At 71.7% G+C, this 17,710-nt stretch carries 20 protein-coding genes; 6 read left to right on the plus strand and 14 right to left on the minus strand.

The features are described 5' to 3' along the window. Positions 1–49: 49 nt before the first annotated feature. From DEI84_RS01355 to DEI84_RS01385, 7 genes are all read right to left on the minus strand, one after another. On the minus strand, positions 50–547 hold the full coding sequence (locus DEI84_RS01355) for a hypothetical protein (RefSeq protein WP_146236266.1): 498 nt from the start codon (positions 545–547) through the stop codon (positions 50–52). A gap of 109 nt (positions 548–656) precedes the next feature. Continuing rightward, positions 657–1,436, minus strand: coding sequence for a hypothetical protein (locus DEI84_RS01360; protein WP_146236267.1), 780 nt, complete (start codon positions 1,434–1,436; stop codon positions 657–659). 78 nt (positions 1,437–1,514) lie between these two features. Beyond that, entirely contained in the window at positions 1,515–2,237 is a 723-nt protein-coding gene (locus DEI84_RS01365; protein WP_146236268.1) for a hypothetical protein, read from the minus strand. After that, complete coding sequence (locus DEI84_RS01370) at positions 2,228–4,180, minus strand: hypothetical protein (RefSeq protein WP_110889394.1); 1,953 nt, start codon at positions 4,178–4,180, stop codon at positions 2,228–2,230. Before DEI84_RS01370 ends, DEI84_RS01365 begins: the two co-directional genes overlap by 10 nt. A gap of 79 nt (positions 4,181–4,259) precedes the next feature. Further along, on the minus strand, positions 4,260–4,982 hold the full coding sequence (locus tag DEI84_RS01375; RefSeq protein ID WP_146236269.1) for a hypothetical protein: 723 nt from the start codon (positions 4,980–4,982) through the stop codon (positions 4,260–4,262). 47 nt (positions 4,983–5,029) lie between these two features. After that, complete coding sequence (locus DEI84_RS01380; RefSeq protein ID WP_146236270.1) at positions 5,030–5,431, minus strand: hypothetical protein; 402 nt, start codon at positions 5,429–5,431, stop codon at positions 5,030–5,032. A gap of 126 nt (positions 5,432–5,557) precedes the next feature. Continuing rightward, positions 5,558–6,595 carry a zinc-binding dehydrogenase gene (locus DEI84_RS01385; protein ID WP_110889397.1) on the minus strand — a complete coding sequence of 346 codons (1,038 nt, stop codon included), beginning with the start codon at positions 6,593–6,595 and terminating at the stop codon, positions 5,558–5,560. A 39-nt stretch (positions 6,596–6,634) separates the two neighbouring features. Between DEI84_RS01385 and DEI84_RS01390 the strand changes: the two genes are divergently transcribed. Continuing rightward, positions 6,635–7,102, plus strand: a complete 468-nt coding sequence (locus DEI84_RS01390) for a hypothetical protein (protein ID WP_110889398.1) — start codon at positions 6,635–6,637, stop codon at positions 7,100–7,102. On the opposite strand, the gene DEI84_RS01395 is transcribed toward DEI84_RS01390, so the two are convergent. After that, complete coding sequence (locus tag DEI84_RS01395) at positions 7,080–7,697, minus strand: TetR/AcrR family transcriptional regulator (RefSeq protein WP_181420296.1); 618 nt, start codon at positions 7,695–7,697, stop codon at positions 7,080–7,082. The genes DEI84_RS01390 and DEI84_RS01395 overlap by 23 nt on opposite strands. Positions 7,698–7,791: 94 nt before the next feature. Here DEI84_RS01395 and DEI84_RS01400 point away from each other — a divergent pair, with 94 nt between their 5' ends. Beyond that, positions 7,792–8,862 (plus strand): zinc-binding alcohol dehydrogenase family protein, encoded by a 1,071-nt coding sequence (locus tag DEI84_RS01400; protein ID WP_110889400.1) that lies wholly within the window; start codon positions 7,792–7,794, stop codon positions 8,860–8,862. 219 nt (positions 8,863–9,081) lie between these two features. Next, positions 9,082–10,998, plus strand: coding sequence for an IPT/TIG domain-containing protein (locus DEI84_RS01405; protein WP_258371671.1), 1,917 nt, complete (start codon positions 9,082–9,084; stop codon positions 10,996–10,998). A gap of 151 nt (positions 10,999–11,149) precedes the next feature. Here DEI84_RS01405 and DEI84_RS01410 read toward each other — a convergent pair whose 3' ends face one another. The 5 genes from DEI84_RS01410 to DEI84_RS15545 form a co-directional block, all read right to left on the minus strand. Then, complete coding sequence (locus DEI84_RS01410) at positions 11,150–11,872, minus strand: hypothetical protein (protein ID WP_146236273.1); 723 nt, start codon at positions 11,870–11,872, stop codon at positions 11,150–11,152. An 88-nt stretch (positions 11,873–11,960) separates the two neighbouring features. Beyond that, on the minus strand, positions 11,961–12,185 hold the full coding sequence (locus DEI84_RS01415; RefSeq protein WP_110824414.1) for a hypothetical protein: 225 nt from the start codon (positions 12,183–12,185) through the stop codon (positions 11,961–11,963). 171 nt (positions 12,186–12,356) lie between these two features. Then, positions 12,357–13,193 carry a hypothetical protein gene (locus DEI84_RS01420; RefSeq protein ID WP_110889403.1) on the minus strand — a complete coding sequence of 279 codons (837 nt, stop codon included), beginning with the start codon at positions 13,191–13,193 and terminating at the stop codon, positions 12,357–12,359. A gap of 94 nt (positions 13,194–13,287) precedes the next feature. Next, positions 13,288–14,475 carry an adenosylhomocysteinase gene (locus DEI84_RS01425; protein WP_110889404.1) on the minus strand — a complete coding sequence of 396 codons (1,188 nt, stop codon included), beginning with the start codon at positions 14,473–14,475 and terminating at the stop codon, positions 13,288–13,290. Between the two features lie 111 nt (positions 14,476–14,586). Then, positions 14,587–14,730, minus strand: coding sequence for a hypothetical protein (locus DEI84_RS15545; RefSeq protein WP_181420297.1), 144 nt, complete (start codon positions 14,728–14,730; stop codon positions 14,587–14,589). Positions 14,731–14,828: 98 nt separating this feature from the next. On the opposite strand from DEI84_RS15545, the gene DEI84_RS01430 reads away from it, so the two are divergent. After that, positions 14,829–15,323: an ASCH domain-containing protein gene (locus tag DEI84_RS01430; RefSeq protein ID WP_110889405.1), complete on the plus strand. Its 495-nt coding sequence runs from the start codon at positions 14,829–14,831 to the stop codon at positions 15,321–15,323. A gap of 57 nt (positions 15,324–15,380) precedes the next feature. On the opposite strand, the gene DEI84_RS01435 is transcribed toward DEI84_RS01430, so the two are convergent. Further along, positions 15,381–16,415 (minus strand): aldo/keto reductase, encoded by a 1,035-nt coding sequence (locus DEI84_RS01435; RefSeq protein WP_110889406.1) that lies wholly within the window; start codon positions 16,413–16,415, stop codon positions 15,381–15,383. A gap of 120 nt (positions 16,416–16,535) precedes the next feature. Between DEI84_RS01435 and DEI84_RS01440 the strand changes: the two genes are divergently transcribed. Beyond that, positions 16,536–17,081: a TetR/AcrR family transcriptional regulator gene (locus tag DEI84_RS01440; RefSeq protein WP_110889407.1), complete on the plus strand. Its 546-nt coding sequence runs from the start codon at positions 16,536–16,538 to the stop codon at positions 17,079–17,081. A 121-nt stretch (positions 17,082–17,202) separates the two neighbouring features. After that, positions 17,203–17,580, plus strand: a complete 378-nt coding sequence (locus DEI84_RS01445) for an MMPL family transporter (RefSeq protein WP_258371650.1) — start codon at positions 17,203–17,205, stop codon at positions 17,578–17,580. Positions 17,581–17,710 lie beyond the last annotated feature (130 nt).

A 17,710-nucleotide genomic window follows, 5' to 3' on the forward strand; every position in this document is an offset into this window, starting at 1 on the left:
CATGTACAAGACCTGTCCAGTCACGTCGGGGCCGTTCGGACGCATGCGGTCAGTTCCCCCAGACGTTGGGGACGACCTCGTGCAGCGCAGTCGGCCCCCGGTTGGTGTAGCCGTCGGACACCAGCGAGACCCGGTGTCCGTCGTCGCCTTCCACGGTCACGAGCACCTCCGCAGCCGGCACATCGGTCCCGCCGCACGTCGCCCAGTTGTCCGGGCTGGCCGGGTCGGGGTTCTCCGCGATGAGGCACGCTCCGCCGTTCGACGCCGCAGCCACCCAGTAGGTGGTGCCGTGCCACGCACCGGCACGACGCTGGCTGTTCAGCACCACCTCGTCGAGCGTCGAGGCGGCCGCCTCCGTGTCCGGCAACGCGTCCGTCGCCGCGAAGGGCCGGTGCAGGATCGCCAGGTGCTCCGGCAGCCCCGGCGTCGGCCTCGCTGCGGCTGCCGATGGTGGCGTCCCGCCGTCGGGTGCGTCGGTGCACCCCGTCATGCCGATCGTCACCGTCGCCATGACGACGGCTGCGCAGAGTGTGGTCAGAGTCCGCATCGTGTTCCCCCCCGGTCCGTGCTCGCACCGTAGCAGTGGTCGGCCCACCCTCGGCGGCCGAGGTCAGGAGACGGGCACGCTCACGCCCCAGTCCGCCGTCCGGCGCCCATCACGGGATCGGGACGGGGTCCCACGCGCCGTTCAACCGGAGGGTGAAGCGCAGGGGCTCGTCGTTCGGCCGGAACGACGTGCTGGGCCCGAAGTCGAGTCCGTCCGTCTTCGGCACGCTGGCCCCGACGCTGACCCGCTGAGACGCGTCCACCGGGTCGACCGAGTCGGCCGCTGCGATCTTCTGCTGGAGCTCCCCGACGGACGTGTCCGGCAGGTCGAGCTGCTCGAGGACGTCGCGGTACGCGTCGACGCCGGCCTTCGCGCCCTCCACCGGCACGGCGTTGACGCGGAGGTGGAACAGCCGCCCCTGCGGCAGGATCACCTTGCCCGACTGGTCCGTCATCTCCTGCGCGTTGTCGAGGGCGTCGAAGATCACCTGGGTCGCCTGGACCCGGACCTCCTCGCCGCCGGGGAGCAGGAACCGGACCGGACGTCCCCCGCCGGACTCCGAGCCGTACGCACCGACCCGGGTCCGCGCGCCTTCCGGGACGTCGGTGTCGATCCCGAACGCCTCGACCGAGGGCGGCACCGTCAGGTCCCAGGTCTCGACCCCGTTCTCGACCGTCATCGCCGTCGGTTCGGGGCCGACGTGGCTCACGCTTTGACGAGCCGTGACGCTGTTGCTCGGCTCGCTGACCGAGCCCATGGGTTCGGCAGCCACACACCCTGCGAGCAGGACGGCGAGCAGGACGGTGATCACCGCCGCCGGGAAGCGCCGCAAGCCGCTTCCAGCACCGTTGCTGGTGGCACGTCCCGGTTCCCGGTGTTCCTTGCTCATGTGCTCCCCGATGTCCCGTTGCCATCACCTGACTGGGCGTCCTTGGTCCCGGGTCATCCGCGCCCTTGGAAACCGAGCTCAGGAAACGGGTAGCGGGTCCCAAGCGCCGTGGAACTCGAGGAGGAAGGTCGGATCGTCCCGGTCCGGGCGGAAGGCGGTGCTCACGCTGAACCGGAAACCGTCTGTCTTCGGGATGCTCGCACTCACGCCGACTCGCGGTGAGCTGAGCGGGTCGACGGTTGCGGCACGTTCGATTTGCTCTTGCAACTCGGACACGGTGTCATCTGGCAAGCCGAGTTCTTGCAGGGCTTTACGGTACGCAGCCACACCCGCCTCGGCTCCCTGAGCAGCCGGGGCATCGACGCGGAGGTCGAAGAACCGCCCCGCCGGCGAGAGCTCCTTGCCGGTCGCTCGACTCGTGATCGCCTGGTCGTTCTCGCTGAGCTCGAACACCACCTCGTTCGCTCGGACGTCGACGTCTTCTCCCCCCGGGAGCAGGAAGCGGACAGGACGACCACCGGGGGTGGACGAACTGTAGGCGCCGACCATCACGGTGTCGTCGGGATCGATCCCGAATGCCTCGGCTGTGGGCGGAACCGTGAGGTCCCAGACCTCCACACCGTCCTTGATCGCCATTGCTGTCGGACGGGGACCGTGGTGACTCACGTCGTACTCGCTCCTGTTGGGGTGGCTCGAAGTGCCGGGGCGGGGCGCTTGGAACGACGCACATCCGGCGAACAACACGGCGGACGTCGAGATGGCCATCACCGCGAAGAACCGGCGGCTGGAGATCATTGCCATACGAACTCCGTGTCATGTAAGTCATCGACCAGACCGGGCAGTCGCTTGTCCAGTCGCCGATTGTCGATGCGGTCAGGAACCGGGTCACCGACCATGTCACGGGCGCGCTCCGGGTCGTCGTGCACGAGTTGTTGCCAGGCCGGAAGCGTGTCGTTCTCGATGTAGTCCCAGCGGACGTCGAACTCAGAAATGTTCGTACGCGGCACGTTCCAGGTCTCGATCGATCCCTGCACACCGGGCCTCCCCGGAACGAGGTCCACCGGCACGGATATGCCGCCCTCGTACTGCCCGAGCGTCCTCGTCCCCGGGATCGAAGCGTCACCAACGACGCCGAGCACCATCGTAAGCGCCTTACCCGTCGGTTCGTGGTCCCGCATCTCGTCGTAACTGCGCTGGATCGTGTCGTGTTGCTCGCGGTAGAGCAACGCTGTGTTGCCGTCGTCGACCAGGTCCGACTGGTGCGTCCGGATCCCGGTGTCGATGTCCCGCCAGGCCTGGAGCGTCCGACGCTCCGCCTTGGAGGCGTCGTCCGGCGCTTGGCCCTCCGGTCGCAGTAAACCCGCGGCGGCGAGCTCGTCGATACTGTCGATGCCTCCGTCGAGGTACGCCTCGTGCATCGTGGACGCGTCGAGGAAGATGTCTCGTTGCATTCCGAGGAAAGTCTTCTCGTAAAAGGCGATCTCATCGTCGCCCATGCCCGCCAGCTGATCCGTAAATCTCCGGAGCGACGGCGGTACGAGGGGAGCGACCTCGCCGATGTGGTCGCGCATCGAGTGCAGGTCGAGGAACCCCGCGGCGAAGTCCGGACCGACCATGTTCGCCATCCCGGCCCAGGTGAAGTCCGGGTTGTCGAGGTAGAGCTGTGCGTAGTACTGGTACGACCCCGTCACCTGTCCGAGCAGCGCCTGCGCACCCCGACCGGTGTCCCAGGTGGCCATGTCGATCCCCACCTTCTCCGCCGCCCGAGACACGTACATGCGCTGCAGCACGGTCGCGAAGTCGACCGGGTCGGCTCCGCGGGCGCGCTCAGCCTGGACGATCGCGGAGTACACGGTGGACGGGGTGCCCCACGCTGGCGGTGTCGTCACCAGGGCGTCGAGCACCTCGGGGTGCGCGGCGAGCCACGCGGCACCCACGTCCGCGTCCATGTGCCGGAGGACCTCGACCGGGTCCTGGCCCTGCGTCGTCAGGGAGGCGGCGACCGCGAGGTCGAGCGCGTGGTTCGTGAGGGTGCCGCTGCCGGCGTGCTCGAACGCGGCGGCCACGTGCTCCATCCACGTGACGTCGGCCTCGTTCTCGTCGACGAAGCGCGACCCGTTGTCGAGGAAGCCGGAGCCACCGACCGGCACCCACGAGGAACTCGACGTGAACCGTGTCCAGGCGTCCGCGACCTCCTCCAGGTGCTGCCGCATGGTGGTGTTGCACGACCGGGACTGCGTCGCGAAGGACCGGAGGGCATCCGGTTTCGCGCTGCTGGTCCCCGATGCGTTGCCGCTGCTCGTCCGCGTTCGCTGCGAGGCGGTGAACGCGACGGAGATCGTCGACGGCCGGACCGCGGGCTCGGACGGTCGGGGGTCGAACAGCTCCTCGATGTCGCTGACGACGGGACCGAGCGGCTGGGTCCGTCGACGCTCGTCCCGGTCGGCCTCCCGACCCTCCCAGGCCCGCACCTCGTCGAGCCGTCGGTTCTCCTCCGCGGCCTGCTGCTTCGCCCGCTCGACCTGTTGTGCGAGGTCGTCCATCGCACGAGCGAGCCGACCCCGCTCCGAGGACTCGGTGACGCTCGCCGTCCGGAACAGTTCGGCGTACCCCCCGCGGAACTCCTGCATCGCGGTCTCGACCGCGCCTCGCCGGGCACCGCTCTGCCCGGTGAAGGCTCCGTCCGCGGACTGCGCCGCCCTGATCAGCGCCCCCGCTGCAGCATCGTCGAATTCGACCCCCATGGGTGGCATGGTAGCCACGTTGCCCGGGCACCGGTACGGCACGGTGTTCCCGGAGCCGACGAACGGTCCCCGTCGACTGCTACGGGATCGGGACGGGGTCCCACGCGCCGTTGAGCCGCAGTGCGAAGAGCAGCGGCTCGTCGTTCGGCCGGAACGACGAACTCACGCCGAAGTCGAGCCCGTTCGTCTTCGGCACGTTGGCGTCGGCACCGACTGGTTGGGACGCGTCCACCGGGTCGACCGAGTCGGCTGCTGCGACCTTGTCCTGGAGCTCCCGAACGGACGTACTCGGAAGGTCGAGCTGCCGGAGGACGTCCCGGTACCCGTCGACACCGGCATCTGCGCCCTCGACCGTCAGGGCATCGACCTGGAGGTGGAACAGCCGACCTTCGGGCAGGGTCGCCGCACCCGAGTCGTCCTTCCGCTCCTCTTTGCTGTCGAGTGCGTCGAAGACCACCTGCGTCGCCTGCACCTGGACCTCCTCGCCGCCGGGGAGCAGCAGCCTGACCGGACGACCACCCGGTCTCGTGGAGGCGTAGGCACCGACGAGGGCGGCGGTGTCCTCCGGGACGTCCGTGTCGATCCCGAACGCCTCGACCGACGGCGGCACCGTCAGGTCCCAGGTCTCGACCCCGTCCTCGACCGTCCTCGCCGTCGGCTCGGGGCCGACGTGGCTCACGCCGGCCTGACTCGCTCCGGCGGTGCACCCGGCGAGCAGCGCGACCACGAGAGCGGCGACAGCGGCGGAACGCACACTCCTGGTCGACGCCCCAGCGACGGCATCGTTCGTTCCGACCCCCATGCCGGGCATGCTATCCGTGTCCGGCGGGGACGTCAGGCCGGACCCGTTCAGCCCTCGGAACGCGGACCGCCCCTGACGATGAGCGCGACCATGAGCGCCGCCGCCCCCAGCAACAGGAGACCGAGCGGACCCGCTGCCCCACCGAAGCTCGCGGCCACACCGAGCCAGACGACCCCGCCCAACGCCATCAGCCCGGCCAGGACGCCCGCTCCGGCGTCGAGCAGCTCGCGGGGTGCCGGCACCACCACCAGCGCGATCACCGTGAGCACGGCCGCTGCCGGCGCACCCCACGTGAGCAGCCCGGACGCGATCCCGTTGTACGAGGCCAGTCCGAGCGGGTAGCTCACGATCAGGAAGGGCAGTGGCAGGACCATCAGCACGTCGACGACCACGACGAGCAGTGCGAACAGCCGCCAGCGGCGACGGACGCGCGGTCGCGGTTCCGACATGGTCTCCCCCTCGTCACCGCGCACGGTCGGCGCGGCCCCCGCCCTCAATCTGCCGGACCGGGCCGGTCGCGGCCGGGAGCCCGTGGCGGTGCCGCGGTGCGCCTCCCGGCCGCCACACGGTGGCGACTACAGGACGACGACCGTCGTGCCGGCCGCCGTCGCCGGCCGGTCCATGGCGGCGAGCGCCGCCGGCGCGTCCTCGAGCGCGATCGTCCGCCCGACCAGCGGTGCCGGGTCGAGACGGCCCGCGGCGATCTCGGCGAGCATCGCCGGGTACTCGTGCGCGGACATCCCGTGGCTGCCGAGCAGTTCGAGCTCGAGGCCGATGACGCGGCCGAGGTCGACCTGCGGGCTGGCGTCCGCGCCGGCGAGGAGCCCGACCTGCACGTGCCGACCGCCGGGGCGGAGGGCGGCGATGCCCTGCCGCACCAGGGCGGCCCGTCCGAGCGCCTCGACCACGACGTGCGCGCCGCCGTCCGTCGCCGCTCGGACCTGCTCGTCGACGTCGTCCGTCCGCGCATCGACCGTGGTGGTGGCGCCGAGGGTGCGGGCGAGCGCGAGCGCCTCGGCGGAGACGTCCACTGCGGTCACCCGTGCACCGCGGGACACGGCGACGACGATCGCCGAGAGCCCGACTCCCCCGCAGCCGAACACGACGACGTGCTCGCCGGGGGCGGTTCGGGCGCGGTTCACGACCGCGCGGTAGGCGGTGGCGAACCGGCAGCCGAGTCCGGCGGCGGTGGCGTCGTCGATGGCGTCCGGCACGGCGACGAGGTTCGTGTCCGCGTGGTGCACGACGACCCGCTCGGCGAAGGACCCGGGCCGGTCGAACCCGGGCTGGGTCTGGTTCGGGCAGATGCTCTGGCGGCCGGCGACGCACGTCAGGCAGGTGCCGCACGCGTTCACGAACGGGGCGGTGACGCGTGTGCCGGCCTGCCACTGCCGGACCTCGTCCCCGACCTGCTCGACGACACCGACGAACTCGTGTCCGGGGACGTGCGGCAGCGACACCGTGTCGTCGTGCCCGTGCCAGGCGTGCCAGTCACTCCGGCAGACGCCGGTCGCGACCACGCGGACCACGGCTGCGTGTGTCGGGCACTCCGGGTCGGGGACCTCGGTGACGGCCGGCGTCGCGGAGAAGGCGGTGAAGGTGACGGCGCGCATGGGCACGATCCTCCCATCCCGGCCCGTAGTGTCGACGGCGTGGTGACCGCCAGGACGTTCCCGTTCTCCCCGCGCAGCGCCACCGCGCTCCGGGTCGGGGACCTCGTCCCCGTGCAGGGCGAGAGCGGGCGGTGGTCGTGTCTGCAGGTCCTCGAACTGCAGCCGCGCGTCCGCGTGAACCTCGTCGTCGGGATCCTCGACTGGCGGGCGGACGGGCCGCCGTCACCGGAGACGGTCAGCGGCGTCGCGCCGCTCGAGCGCGCTGCGACCCGGATCGAGGTGTTCACCGAGGGCGGCCTCCAGGTCGTCGGATCGGTGCCTCCGAGTGACGCCGGACAGGAGACCTGGTTCGGCCCGGCGTACATCGGCAAGCGGACGCATGTGTGGGGCTGGATGGCCGCCATCCGGCTGGCTCGCGGGTACGCCGACACCGGGATGCTGCCGTACCGCTCCTCGGGGCCGGCCGGTGAGGGCAACCCGACGGTCAGCGCTCCGGCTGGTCGCTGACCGGACGCGTGTCGGGCGACGGGGTACCCGTCGCAGGGATCACTGCCCGCTCCCGGACCAGCGTGGACACCTCGTCGATCGTCTCGGCCAACGACCGCTCCCCGGTCCCCGCCGCCCACTGCTCGAGGGCGACCTGGAACACGAGCACGCCGAGTTCCGCGACGACGGTCGCCTGCAGCGGGGTCTGTCCACGCTCGACGAAGGCGGCCTGCGCGGCACGGACCAGGTCGGACCGCTTGCGGGCGTCCCGGTCACGGAGTTCGTCGTTCCCCTCGATGATCCGGCGCCAGGCGGCGGTCTGCTCGTGGTGGCCGTCGAAGCGCGCCGCCGCGATCTGGTGCAGCACGTGCCGGACGACCTGCGTCGGGTCGAGGTCCGCCGGTGCGCCGACGATCAGTCGCGCTGTGGTCTCGGGGATCTCGGACCCGGCGAAGACGACCTCGCGCTTGTCGGTGAAGTGCCGGAAGAACGTCCTGGTGGTCAGCCCGGCGCGCGCGGTGATCTGCGGCACCGTCGTGGCGGCGAACCCCTGCTCGGCGAAGAGCTCGAACGCGGCGCGCTCGAGCCGTCCTCGTGCATCCGGAGCCCATCGCATCGTCCGATCGTAGCTGACGACACGACGTGTCATGAGGCGTACGATGACATCACGTGTCATCGCGATGATCGGCACCGGAGAGCGAGGAGCCCGCATGACCGCCGACGACCCCACCACCACGAACGCCGCACTCTTCCTGCTCAGCCCCCGCGGCCCCTTCGAGGTCCGCCCCACCCCGGTGCCGACCCCAGCCGCCGGCCAGGTCGTCGTCCGCGTCCGTGCCGTGGCGGTCAACCCGGTCGACGCGATCACCGGCCCGCTCCGGCGCCTCGTGACCCCGTGGGTGCGCTTCCCGACCGTCCTCGGCAGCGACGTCGCCGGCGAGGTCCTCGCCGTCGGACCGGACGTCACGGCCCTCGCGGTGGGCGACCGGGTGACCGCGTTCGCCGCCGGACAGGAGAAGCCGCGGAACAGCGCGGCCGAGGGCGGGTTCCAGCGGATCGTGACCGTCCTCGAGCGCGTCACCACGCGCCTCCCGGACGACCTGTCCTCCGAGCAGGCCGCGGTCCTGCCGCTCGCGCTGGCGACCGCGGCCGCGGGGCTGTACGAAGCCGACCAGCTCGCCCTCCCCCTGCCGGGCGACCGCGCGGACCGGAGCGACCAGGTGGTCCTCGTCTGGGGCGCGTCGACGAGCGTCGGGAGCAACGCCGTCCAGCTCGCCCGTGCCAGCGGCTACACGGTGGTCGCGACCGCCGGTCGGGCGAACCACGACCTCGTCCGTTCCCTCGGCGCCGACACCGTCCTGGACTACCGGGACGACGACGTGGACGCCGAGGTCGTCGCAGCGCTGCGGGGTCGGCGGCTCGCGGGCACGATCGCCATCGGCAGTGGGTCGCTCGGGCACGCCCTGCGGATCACCCGTCGCGCATCCGGGGCGAAGCGCATCGCGTCCGCCTACCCCGATCCGGTCACCGCGGTGCGGTCACGGATCGCCCGCCTCCGCGGCATCCGCGTCTCCGCCATCTGGGGCGGGACCCCGGTGGTCTCCCCCGTCGGTCCGGCCGTCTTCCGCGACTTCCTGCCCGCGGCGCTGGCCGACGGGCGCTTCCGCGCAGCCCCGGAAGCGATGGTCGTCGGACACGGACTGGAGGCCCTCCCCGGCGCCCTGCAGACGCTGCGGAACGGCGTGTCCGCCCGCAAGGTCGTGGTGTCGATGGGCGATTGAGTGTCCCCGAGGCGCTGGCCACGGAGCGCGGATCCGGTGCCGCGGACCGTGTCGGAAGCAGGCGGAGGGAGCGCGCCAACCCAGAAGATGAGCGATTCTGCAGGTAATGGCCGCCCTGTCCACCCCCCGAAGACGGGTGTCACCGCTCCTCGTACGCCGACCTACCCTCCGTCGTGAGATTCACTCAACGGAAGGAACACCATGCAACGACGCGTGGGAATGCGAGTCGCCGCGATGTCCATCGCCGCCGGGACCGCCCTGGGCGGTGCGCTCGTCGTCGCGAGCCCCGCCGTGGCAGCCCCCGGGGACGCCGCCGCCGTCGGGATCAGCGCCGACGTCGCAGTACCGGATCTCGCGGGCGCCGTCGGGGTCACCGCCGACGTGTCCGCCGGTGCCGTCTCGGTCGCCGGTACCGGGACCGACGAGTTCGCCGACGACGCCGCAGCGCTCGTCACGGCAGCGGTCGCCGACATCGGCGCGGGGGTCGTCACGACTTCCGCGAGCAGCGACACCACACGCTCGACGGCGGCTGCGGAGATCGCCGATGCCTCGGTCGAGCTCTTCGGGCTCGACGTCCTGACCGCGGACGCAGCGACCGCGACCGCCACCTGCCCGGTCGGCGGCACCCCGACGAGCGACGCGCTCCTCACCGGCCTGACCGTGCTCGGCCAGACGGTCACCCTCGACGTCGACACCCCGACCTTCTCGAACGCGACGGCGCTCACCGGCGCACTCGCCGGCGTCACCTTGACGGTCGACCTCGCCCGCACGACCACCACCACGGGCACGACGGCGGCCGCCACCGCGGTCGTCGCCACCGTCACCCTCGACGGCACGGCCGCCGGCATCCCCCTCACCGACGACACCGTCGCCACCGTCGTCCTCGCGCAAGCGAACTGTGAGACCCCCACCGCCGCAGCCGCCCCCGTCACGGTCGCCGACATCACCCCCGGCACCGGCCCCACCACCGGCGGCCAGACCGTCACGATCACGGGCACCGGCTTCGGTGACGACACGACGGTCACGTTCGCAGGCGTCCCGGCCACCGACGTCACGGTCGCGGCCGACGGCACGTCCCTCACCGCGGTGACGCCCGCCGGGACCGCCGGCACGACGACCGCGGTCGTCACGAGCGGCGGCACCTCGGGCAGCCTCCCGTACGTCTACGTCGCCCCGACGGTCACCGCGCTCTCCCCGGCAGAGGGTCCGACCACCGGCGGGACGACGGTGACGATCACCGGCACCGGCCTGCAGGCCGCCGACGAGGTCCGCTTCGGCGACACCCTCGCCGAGGTGCAGTCCGTGTCCGACGACGGCACGACCATCGTCGTCACGGCTCCGGCCGGCACGGGTCTGGTCGACGTCACCGTCGGCTTCCCCGGCGACACCCTGCTCACCGCTCCGGTGCAGTTCCGGTACGCGGCAGCCGCCGCCGCACCGACCGTGACCGGCGTCAGTCCCGCCGCCGGACCGACCGCCGGCGGCCAGACCGTCGTCGTCTCGGGCACCGGCCTCGCCGGCACGACCGAGGTCACCTTCGACGGCGTCCCCGCGACGATCGTCGGCACGCCGACCGACACGAGCGTCACCGTCACGACGCCGGCCGGTACGACCGGCACCGCCGACGTCGCGGTCACCGGCCCCGCCGGGACGGCTGTCGCCGAGGACGCCTACGCGTACCTGCCCGTCCCCGCGGTCACCGGTGCCACGCCCGGCTCCGGCCCGACCACGGGCGGCACGACCGTCGTCCTGACCGGTGACGGTTTCGTCCCCGGAGGCACCACCGTCACGATCTGCGACGTCACCATCGACCCGGCGGACGTCAGCGTCTCGGACGACGGCACGGAGCTGACGTTCACGGCGCCGGCCTGCGCCGAGGGGACCGCGTCGATCACCGTCGGCACCGCCGGCGGGACGAGCGACGACGACACGGCGTTCGCCTACCTGCCCGCCGGTGGCACCACGGGCGGTGCGGGCGGCGGCACCACGGGCACGGTCGGAGGCGGCACCGGGACCACCGGCACCCTCGCCTTCACCGGCTCGGACCCGCGTGCGGGCATCGCGGCCTCGATCGCGCTGCTCCTGTTAGGCGCGGCGACGGCGGTGTTCGGGTCCCGCCGACGCCGATCGGTCTGACCCGGGCGCAGCCCGCGTCGACCGACACGAGGGCCGGCACGCATCCCCTACGGATGCATGCTGGCCCTCGTGGCGTGCGTGGGCAGGAGCCCGCGATCGTGCTGGCACCGTCGCCCTGATCCCAGGTCTCCGGAACACGAGACCAGAGCGGTCAGTGGAGCTGCTCGTGGGCCTTCGTGACAGCAGCATCGACGATCTGTCGCACCTCGTCGTCCTCCGGCAGCTGGAACGTGTACGGGGAACCCGCGGTCACCAGGACGAGGTGACCGTCGTCGGCGACCATGCACGTCTTGCCCGCGACCGCGTTCGACCCGCTGGCCTCGAAACGGATGCACACGGAGGCATCACCCCACGAGCCGAGGTCCAGGAGCGTCGTCGCGATCCGCTGGTCCTCGCCGTCGATCGTGTAGGTACTGCCCGCGGTCGGGCAGCTGCGCACCGCGTCCACGATCGACCGGATGTGCTCGTCGCCGTCCGCATCCGCAGCGACGCCTGTGGACAGGAAGGACGAGGTCGCCTCGCGCGTCCAGTCACGCCCGGCGCTCGCTGCGTTCTCGAGTTCCTCGTCCGGCACCTGCTGCGAGAAGTCCGCAGCGCAGGCCCCCGGACCCTTCGCGTCACTCGACGTCGTGCCGCCGCTGCCGGAACTCGTGTCCGGTTTCTCTGCCCAACCACCGACCGGCAGGTCGGCGGTGGTCAACACCGCAGCCGGGAGCGCCTCGTCTGATGCGGGCGTCGCAGACGGCGTCGGTTGCGCCGAACCAGCACCGAGCGAGTCGGGATCGTCAGCCGAGCTGCACCCGGCCGTCGCTGCGGCGGTGATGAACATGATCGAAGTGGCGAGCACGAGTGCTCGACGCGATGGTCCCCCCATGGCGACCAGTGTGGCAGCCGAAGGAGCGGTCGGTCACAGACGAACGGGAGGCGCAGTGCCGGCTGGTGCGGCGCCTCGAGGCCGTCGATCAGGCGAGCGAACCCACGACGCGGTAGCCGTACCCGTCGGCAGCGAGGGGGCGGTGCAGGCGGGCGTGCGTCGCCGCCCACATCCGTCCCAGGTAGCGGAGTCGTTCCGGGGCCATGCCACGAACGGTCAGGTCCACGTCCTGGGCTCCCGGCTCCTGCAGCACCAGGGTGCGCAGGGTGCCGGTCGGGTCGAGGGTGACGTGCTTGGCGGTGGTGCTGGTCATGGTGGAGCTCCTTCGTCGCGTTCCGTCCGGGACCCGGAGGGTCGGGGGCGCGCGGTGTCCCACGCTCCTCGGTCCGGCGTGCGCGTGGGCACAGGCGCAGGGGACGCACGGTCCCGGTGCGCCTGACGTGCAGCCGCGGTGGAGTCAACGTCAGCCGGGTGCCCGAACTCGTCAGTCCACGACGCAGTGGGTGACCGCGTCCAGTTCGAGTGTCGATGCCTCGTGTCCGGGCGGCGGGACAGGAGACTCCACGTCGACGAACAGGTCTCCGGAGCGCGTCGAGACGACCAGCCGCGAGACGCCACCGGTGTCGTCGTCCGTCTCCACCTCGACGGAGCGGCCGTGTGCCTCGGCGTCCTCGCGGATGGCGTCGAGCGCGTCCTGGACGTCGTCGACCTCGTAGGACTCGACGTTCACACTCGACCAGTCGACGCCGTCGTAGCCGACGGACAGGTCGCAGATGTCCCCGCGCAGCCATCGCATGTCGTCGGACGACTCGCTGCCGGGCTCAGGGGCGGAGCCGGACGGCGGCGGCTCCGGCAGCGTGGCGACGGCGTCGGCGTGGACCTGCTCCAACTCGTCGCGCATCGAGTCGGGGTCCTGCCGTTCTGCGGCCGTGGTGCGGTCGAGTGCGGCCCGGTACTCCTGCGCGTCCGGGATCCGGGTTGCGAAGAGCGCCGGCGCCAGCAGTGCCGTCAGGAGCAGGCCCGCGGCACCGCCGACGAGCGCACCCGCGAAGGACTGCGACCGTCGGACGACGCACAGGACGGCGAGCACGACGGCACCCGCCATCGGGACCAGTCCGCCGAGGACGATCGCGAGGACCCACACGTGGAGGTGCTCGAACGCGTTGGCGGGGTCCCCGAACGACGAGTCGAGGCTGAACCCGACCAGGATGCAGAACGCGACGACCGCGAGCACCGGGCCCAGGACCGCCAGGGCGATCGACCACTGCCGCAGTCGAGTGTCCCGATGGACCACCAGGTCGTCCCGCTGCACGTTCGTCATGATCCCCCCCGACCAGTCAGTCACCACCGTAGCCAGGGAGCACGCTCCGCGTCCGGTCGACGCGGATCTCCCCCGGTGGTGCGGCGCCCCAGCGCTACCGACCGTCCTTCCCGAGCATCGCGACGAGCGCCGTCGCCAGCCAGGTGTCGACGTCCGCCGGCACCGGCCCGATCTCGGTCGCCGGCACGTCCCCGCGCGCGATCGCTGCGAGGCTCCGCGCCTGCAGCGACAGCCCGAGGTCCATCGCCTGGATCGGGTTGCCGCCCGCGGCCGTGAGGTTGATCATCCGCGTCCCGGACAGCGTGACGACCTCGCGCCCGTCGACCAGGCGGTGCAGGACGCGCGCGTCCGGGTCGGAACCCGGCCCCGACAGGGCTGTGGTCTCCGCGGTCACCGTGAGCAGGGCCTCCTGGTCGAGCTCGAGCCCCTCGTGACCGACGCCTGCGATGACCACCCCGTCGCGGAGCAGGGCGATCTCGGCGGAGCCGATGACGCCCCGCGCGCCGGTCGCGAGGAAGAGCAGCTCCGTGCCGGGCAGCACCGCCTCCATCGGGCCGACGCGGTGGCCGCGCATGATCGCTTCGAGCGCGCGGAACGGGTCCGTGTCCACGACGCTCACGACGGCCCCGAGGCTCCGGAGCGTGTCCGCGACGCCCTTGCCGCACGGTCCGTACCCGACCACGGTGGCACGGGCTCCCGGCACCATCGCGTTCGTGGCGTTCATGAAGCCCTGCACGATGCTCTGCCCGACGCCGTGCTCGTTCTCGACGATGAGCTTCAGCCTGCTGTCGTTGATGACGACGACCGGGAAGTCCGGTGCCTGTGGCAGGGCGCGGATCGCGATGCCGCCGGTGGTCGTCTCCTCCGTCGCGCCGAGGAACGTGCTCGACCGCGGCGCTCCCCTGGTCAGCTTCGCGATGAGCTCGCCGCCGTTGTCCATCACCAGGTCCGGCAGGGCGGCGAGCAGCTCGTCGAGGTTCCGGTCGTGCTGCTCGGCGTCGTCACTGCGGCCGCCGATCACCGTGACGCCGAGGCTCCGGAGGGCCTCCGCCGTCTCGGGCACGGTCGTGCCGACGTTGCCGGTGATCGTCACGCGGGCGCCCTGGTCGAGCAGCCACCGGCACAGGACGGCGGTCTTCGGCTCGATGTGGATGCAGATGCCGACGTGCAGGCCGGCGAACACCGGGGCGTCCTGTTCGATGCTGGCCGCGAGGAGCGGCATGGACCGGGTGGCCCAGTCGATCGCCGGGGAGCCGGAGGGGGTGAGGGTGCGTGCGGGCATGACGGTGCTTCCTGTTCCGAGGTGGGTGGTGCGGGTCGTGCCGACGGCTCCCCTGCTGTTGCCGGGTTCTGGGTCGTCGGCCTGGAGGCGCGGTGCGCGCCCGTCACGCATCTACGGATGGAGCTCGCGGCGGCTGTCGTCGCTGCCGTACAGGTCGGCCTTCTCGGCGGAGACGACCGGCATCCAGCGCGGGGCGGCGACCGCTGCGCGCTGGCGCGGCGGCACCGCGCTGATGGTGCGGACGCGCGTGGTCATCGGGACTCCGGGAGGCTCGTGGGGACGGGTCGATCCTGTCACGTCCGGTGCGCCGCGTGGCCGTCTGACCGATCTGGTCCCTCGCTAGGGTCACTGCTGTGAACGCACCCTCGCCGTCCGTGGTCGCCTTCTGGGAGGCGCGTCGCCGCGACTCCCCCGAACTGCCCGACACGATCGCCCCGGCGTGGGCGTTCGGTGCGACACCGGACCACGCGGACGCCCTGCTCGACCTCGTGCTCACCGGTGTGAAGGACGGGACCGCGTCCTCGCTCTGGGACCACGAGGCCACCGGTGAGCCCCTGCCGGAGGTTGGCGAGTACAGCATCATCCTCGACGGCAGCGACGAGCCGCGGGCCGTGCTCGTGACGACCGACGTCCGGATCGTGCCGTTCGACCAGGTCAGCGCCGAGCACGCCCGCGCCGAGGGTGAGGGCGACCGGACCCTCGATTACTGGCGTGAGTCGCACGAGCGGTACTGGCGGGAGCACTCGGAGAACCCGCGGGGCTGGGCGTCGGACATGCCGGTGGTGTGCGAGCGGTTCCGGGTGCTGTGGCCGGAGGAGACCGACGGGCCAGGCTCGTCAGTGCCCTGAGGATGCTGTCGTCACGGCATCCAGGCGCCCGTCGTCTCGCGGGGCCGGCCGTCGCCCTCAGGCCGCTCGGCGCTCAGGTGCCGGACGTCGACGCAGGCTGGCCTCCAGGACCGCCGGCGGCGCGTACTGCTGGTCGAGCCGTCCGACGTCCGTGCCCGGCGGGACGATCGCGTCGATCCGGTCGAGGACCTCGTCCGACAGCGCCACGTCGGCACCTGCGAGCAGGTCGTCGAGCTGCTCCATCGACCGCGGGCCGATCAGTGCACTCGTGACGCCGGGATGCGCGATCGCGAACGCCATCGCGAGGTGGGTCATCGGGATGCCCGTGTCCTCGGACAGCGCGACGACCTGCTCGACGGCGTCGATGCGTCGCTCGTCCTGGTTGTGGCGGAACATGCCGACACGGGCGAGGTCGCTCTGCTGGCCCTTGCGGAACCGACCGGTCAGCATGCCGCCGGCCAGCGGGCTCCAGACGAGGGCGCCCATGCCGTAGCGCTCGACGACGGGCAGGACCTCGCGCTCGATGCCACGGTTCAGGATCGAGTAGGTCGGCTGCTCCGTCCGGAACCGCTCCAGCCCCCGGCGCTCCGAGATCCACTGCGCCTCCACCTGGAGCGACGCCGGGAAGTCACTCGTGCCGATGGCACGCACCTTGCCGCTGCGCACCAGGTCGGTCAGCGCCGACAGGGTCTCCTCGAGGTCGACCGTGTCGTCAGGTCGGTGTGCCTGGTACAGGTCGATGTGGTCGGTCTGCAGACGACGGAGCGAGTCCTCCACCGCGCGCATGATCCACCGACGGGAGTTCCCGCGGCGGTTCGGGTCGTCACCCATCGGGCCGTTGAACTTCGTGGCGAGCACGACGTCGTCACGCCGGCCCGCGAGCGCCTTGCCGAGCAGGATCTCCGACCCACCCTGCGAGTAGCGGTCGGCGGTGTCGATGAGGTTGATGCCGGCGTCCAGTGCCCGGTGGACGATCCGGATCGAGTCCTGTTCGTCACCGTTGCCGATGCGGCCGTCAGTGCCGAGCATCATGGCGCCCAGCGCGAAGGGGCTGACCTGGATGCCGGTCTTGCCGAGGGTGCGGTACTGCATGGGTTCCTCCTGTCGATGGCGTCCCGCGTGCAGATGTCGTAGGCTGACTCGAAGTGGAACGCTCTTCCGGAACTATACGGAACGCCTTTCCGTTTCACAACCCCCATCCGAGGAGGACCCGTGCGTGCCGACGCCCGCCGCAACCTGGACGCGCTGATCGACGCCGCGAAGGCCGTCTTCGCCTCCGACGGCGTCGACGCCCCTGCGAAGGCGATCGCCGACCGTGCAGGTGTCGGCGTCGGCACCCTGTACCGCCACTTCCCCCAGCGATCCGACCTGGTCGTGGCGGTGTTCCAGCAGGCCGTCGAAGCCTGCGCGGACGCCGCCGACGACCTGCGCGCAGCACACGCGCCCGACGAGGCGCTCGCTCGGTGGCTCCAGCGGTTCACGGAGTTCGTCGCCACCAAACGCGGGCTCGCCGCCGCGCTGCAGTCCGGCGACGCCGCCTTCGCAGCCCTCCCCGCCTACTTCGTCGCACGCCTCGGTGGCACCCTGGCGGAGTTGCTCGACGCAGCGTCAGCAGCCGGAACGGTGCGCGCCGACATCGACGCACCCCAGCTGCTCCGGGCGGTCGCCGACCTGTCCCACGGTGCGGCGACGCCCGAGCAGAGCCAGCAGCTCGTCGGGCTCCTCGTCGACGGGCTCCGCTACCGCGCCACCGTGTGACCACCGCTGCCCCGGTGACGAGTTGCTTCGTGCTGTCGGCGATGGGTCCGCCAGTCGGGATGACGGTCAGCAGGGCGGCGTCATCGGACTTCGTGATCTGGCCGGGCACGACGGCTTCGACGTGGTTGAGCCCTGTGATCTCGTCCTCGACGGAGGTGAGCTTGCTGAGGACGCGGTGCACTCCGGCTTCACCAAGTCCGGCGCCGTCCTCGTCGCCGCAGCGACCATCATGGCCGTCGTCTTCGCCGGCTTCGCCACCAGCGAGATGGCCGTCGCTGCCTCCATCGCCGTCGGACTCCTCGTCGGCGTCCTGGCAGACGCCTTCCTGGTCCGGATGATGATCATGCCGGCACTGCTGTCCCTCTGCGGTGAAGCCGCATGGTGGATGCCCCGCTGGATGCAGAAGATCATCCCGAACCTCGACACCGAAGGCCACGGACTCGACCGAGCCACCGAGCGCCAGCGAGGAACCGGCAGCATCTCGGTAGCTGCCCAGTAGTCCCCCGACAGAACGAAGCCGTCCCGCCTGCCACCGCAGCGGGACGACTTCGTTCTGCCACTCCGCCGGTGTCCACTCGACCGTCGGTGGTGTTGTTCGTTCCTCGCCGTGTCCGAGGATGACTCGCTGC

The organism is Curtobacterium sp. MCBD17_023, assembly GCF_003224415.1.
In the GTDB taxonomy this organism is placed as follows: domain Bacteria; phylum Actinomycetota; class Actinomycetes; order Actinomycetales; family Microbacteriaceae; genus Curtobacterium.

What these genes read in the sequence shown, in the direction of transcription:
- DEI84_RS01355 (WP_146236266.1), bottom strand. Translation starts at nt 547, where the DNA reads ATGCGGACTCTGACCACACTCTGCGCAGCCGTCGTCATGGCGACGGTG.
- DEI84_RS01360 (WP_146236267.1), bottom strand. Translation starts at nt 1,436, where the DNA reads ATGAGCAAGGAACACCGGGAACCGGGACGTGCCACCAGCAACGGTGCT.
- DEI84_RS01365 (WP_146236268.1), bottom strand. Translation starts at nt 2,237, where the DNA reads ATGGCAATGATCTCCAGCCGCCGGTTCTTCGCGGTGATGGCCATCTCG.
- DEI84_RS01370 (WP_110889394.1), bottom strand. Translation starts at nt 4,180, where the DNA reads ATGGGGGTCGAATTCGACGATGCTGCAGCGGGGGCGCTGATCAGGGCG.
- DEI84_RS01375 (WP_146236269.1), bottom strand. Translation starts at nt 4,982, where the DNA reads ATGGGGGTCGGAACGAACGATGCCGTCGCTGGGGCGTCGACCAGGAGT.
- DEI84_RS01380 (WP_146236270.1), bottom strand. Translation starts at nt 5,431, where the DNA reads ATGTCGGAACCGCGACCGCGCGTCCGTCGCCGCTGGCGGCTGTTCGCA.
- DEI84_RS01385 (WP_110889397.1), bottom strand. Translation starts at nt 6,595, where the DNA reads ATGCGCGCCGTCACCTTCACCGCCTTCTCCGCGACGCCGGCCGTCACC.
- DEI84_RS01395 (WP_181420296.1), bottom strand. Translation starts at nt 7,697, where the DNA reads ATGCGATGGGCTCCGGATGCACGAGGACGGCTCGAGCGCGCCGCGTTC.
- DEI84_RS01400 (WP_110889400.1), top strand. Translation starts at nt 7,792, where the DNA reads ATGACCGCCGACGACCCCACCACCACGAACGCCGCACTCTTCCTGCTC.
- DEI84_RS01405 (WP_258371671.1), top strand. Translation starts at nt 9,082, where the DNA reads ATGCGAGTCGCCGCGATGTCCATCGCCGCCGGGACCGCCCTGGGCGGT.
- DEI84_RS01410 (WP_146236273.1), bottom strand. Translation starts at nt 11,872, where the DNA reads ATGGGGGGACCATCGCGTCGAGCACTCGTGCTCGCCACTTCGATCATG.
- DEI84_RS01415 (WP_110824414.1), bottom strand. Translation starts at nt 12,185, where the DNA reads ATGACCAGCACCACCGCCAAGCACGTCACCCTCGACCCGACCGGCACC.
- DEI84_RS01420 (WP_110889403.1), bottom strand. Translation starts at nt 13,193, where the DNA reads ATGACGAACGTGCAGCGGGACGACCTGGTGGTCCATCGGGACACTCGA.
- DEI84_RS01425 (WP_110889404.1), bottom strand. Translation starts at nt 14,475, where the DNA reads ATGCCCGCACGCACCCTCACCCCCTCCGGCTCCCCGGCGATCGACTGG.
- DEI84_RS15545 (WP_181420297.1), bottom strand. Translation starts at nt 14,730, where the DNA reads ATGACCACGCGCGTCCGCACCATCAGCGCGGTGCCGCCGCGCCAGCGC.
- DEI84_RS01435 (WP_110889406.1), bottom strand. Translation starts at nt 16,415, where the DNA reads ATGCAGTACCGCACCCTCGGCAAGACCGGCATCCAGGTCAGCCCCTTC.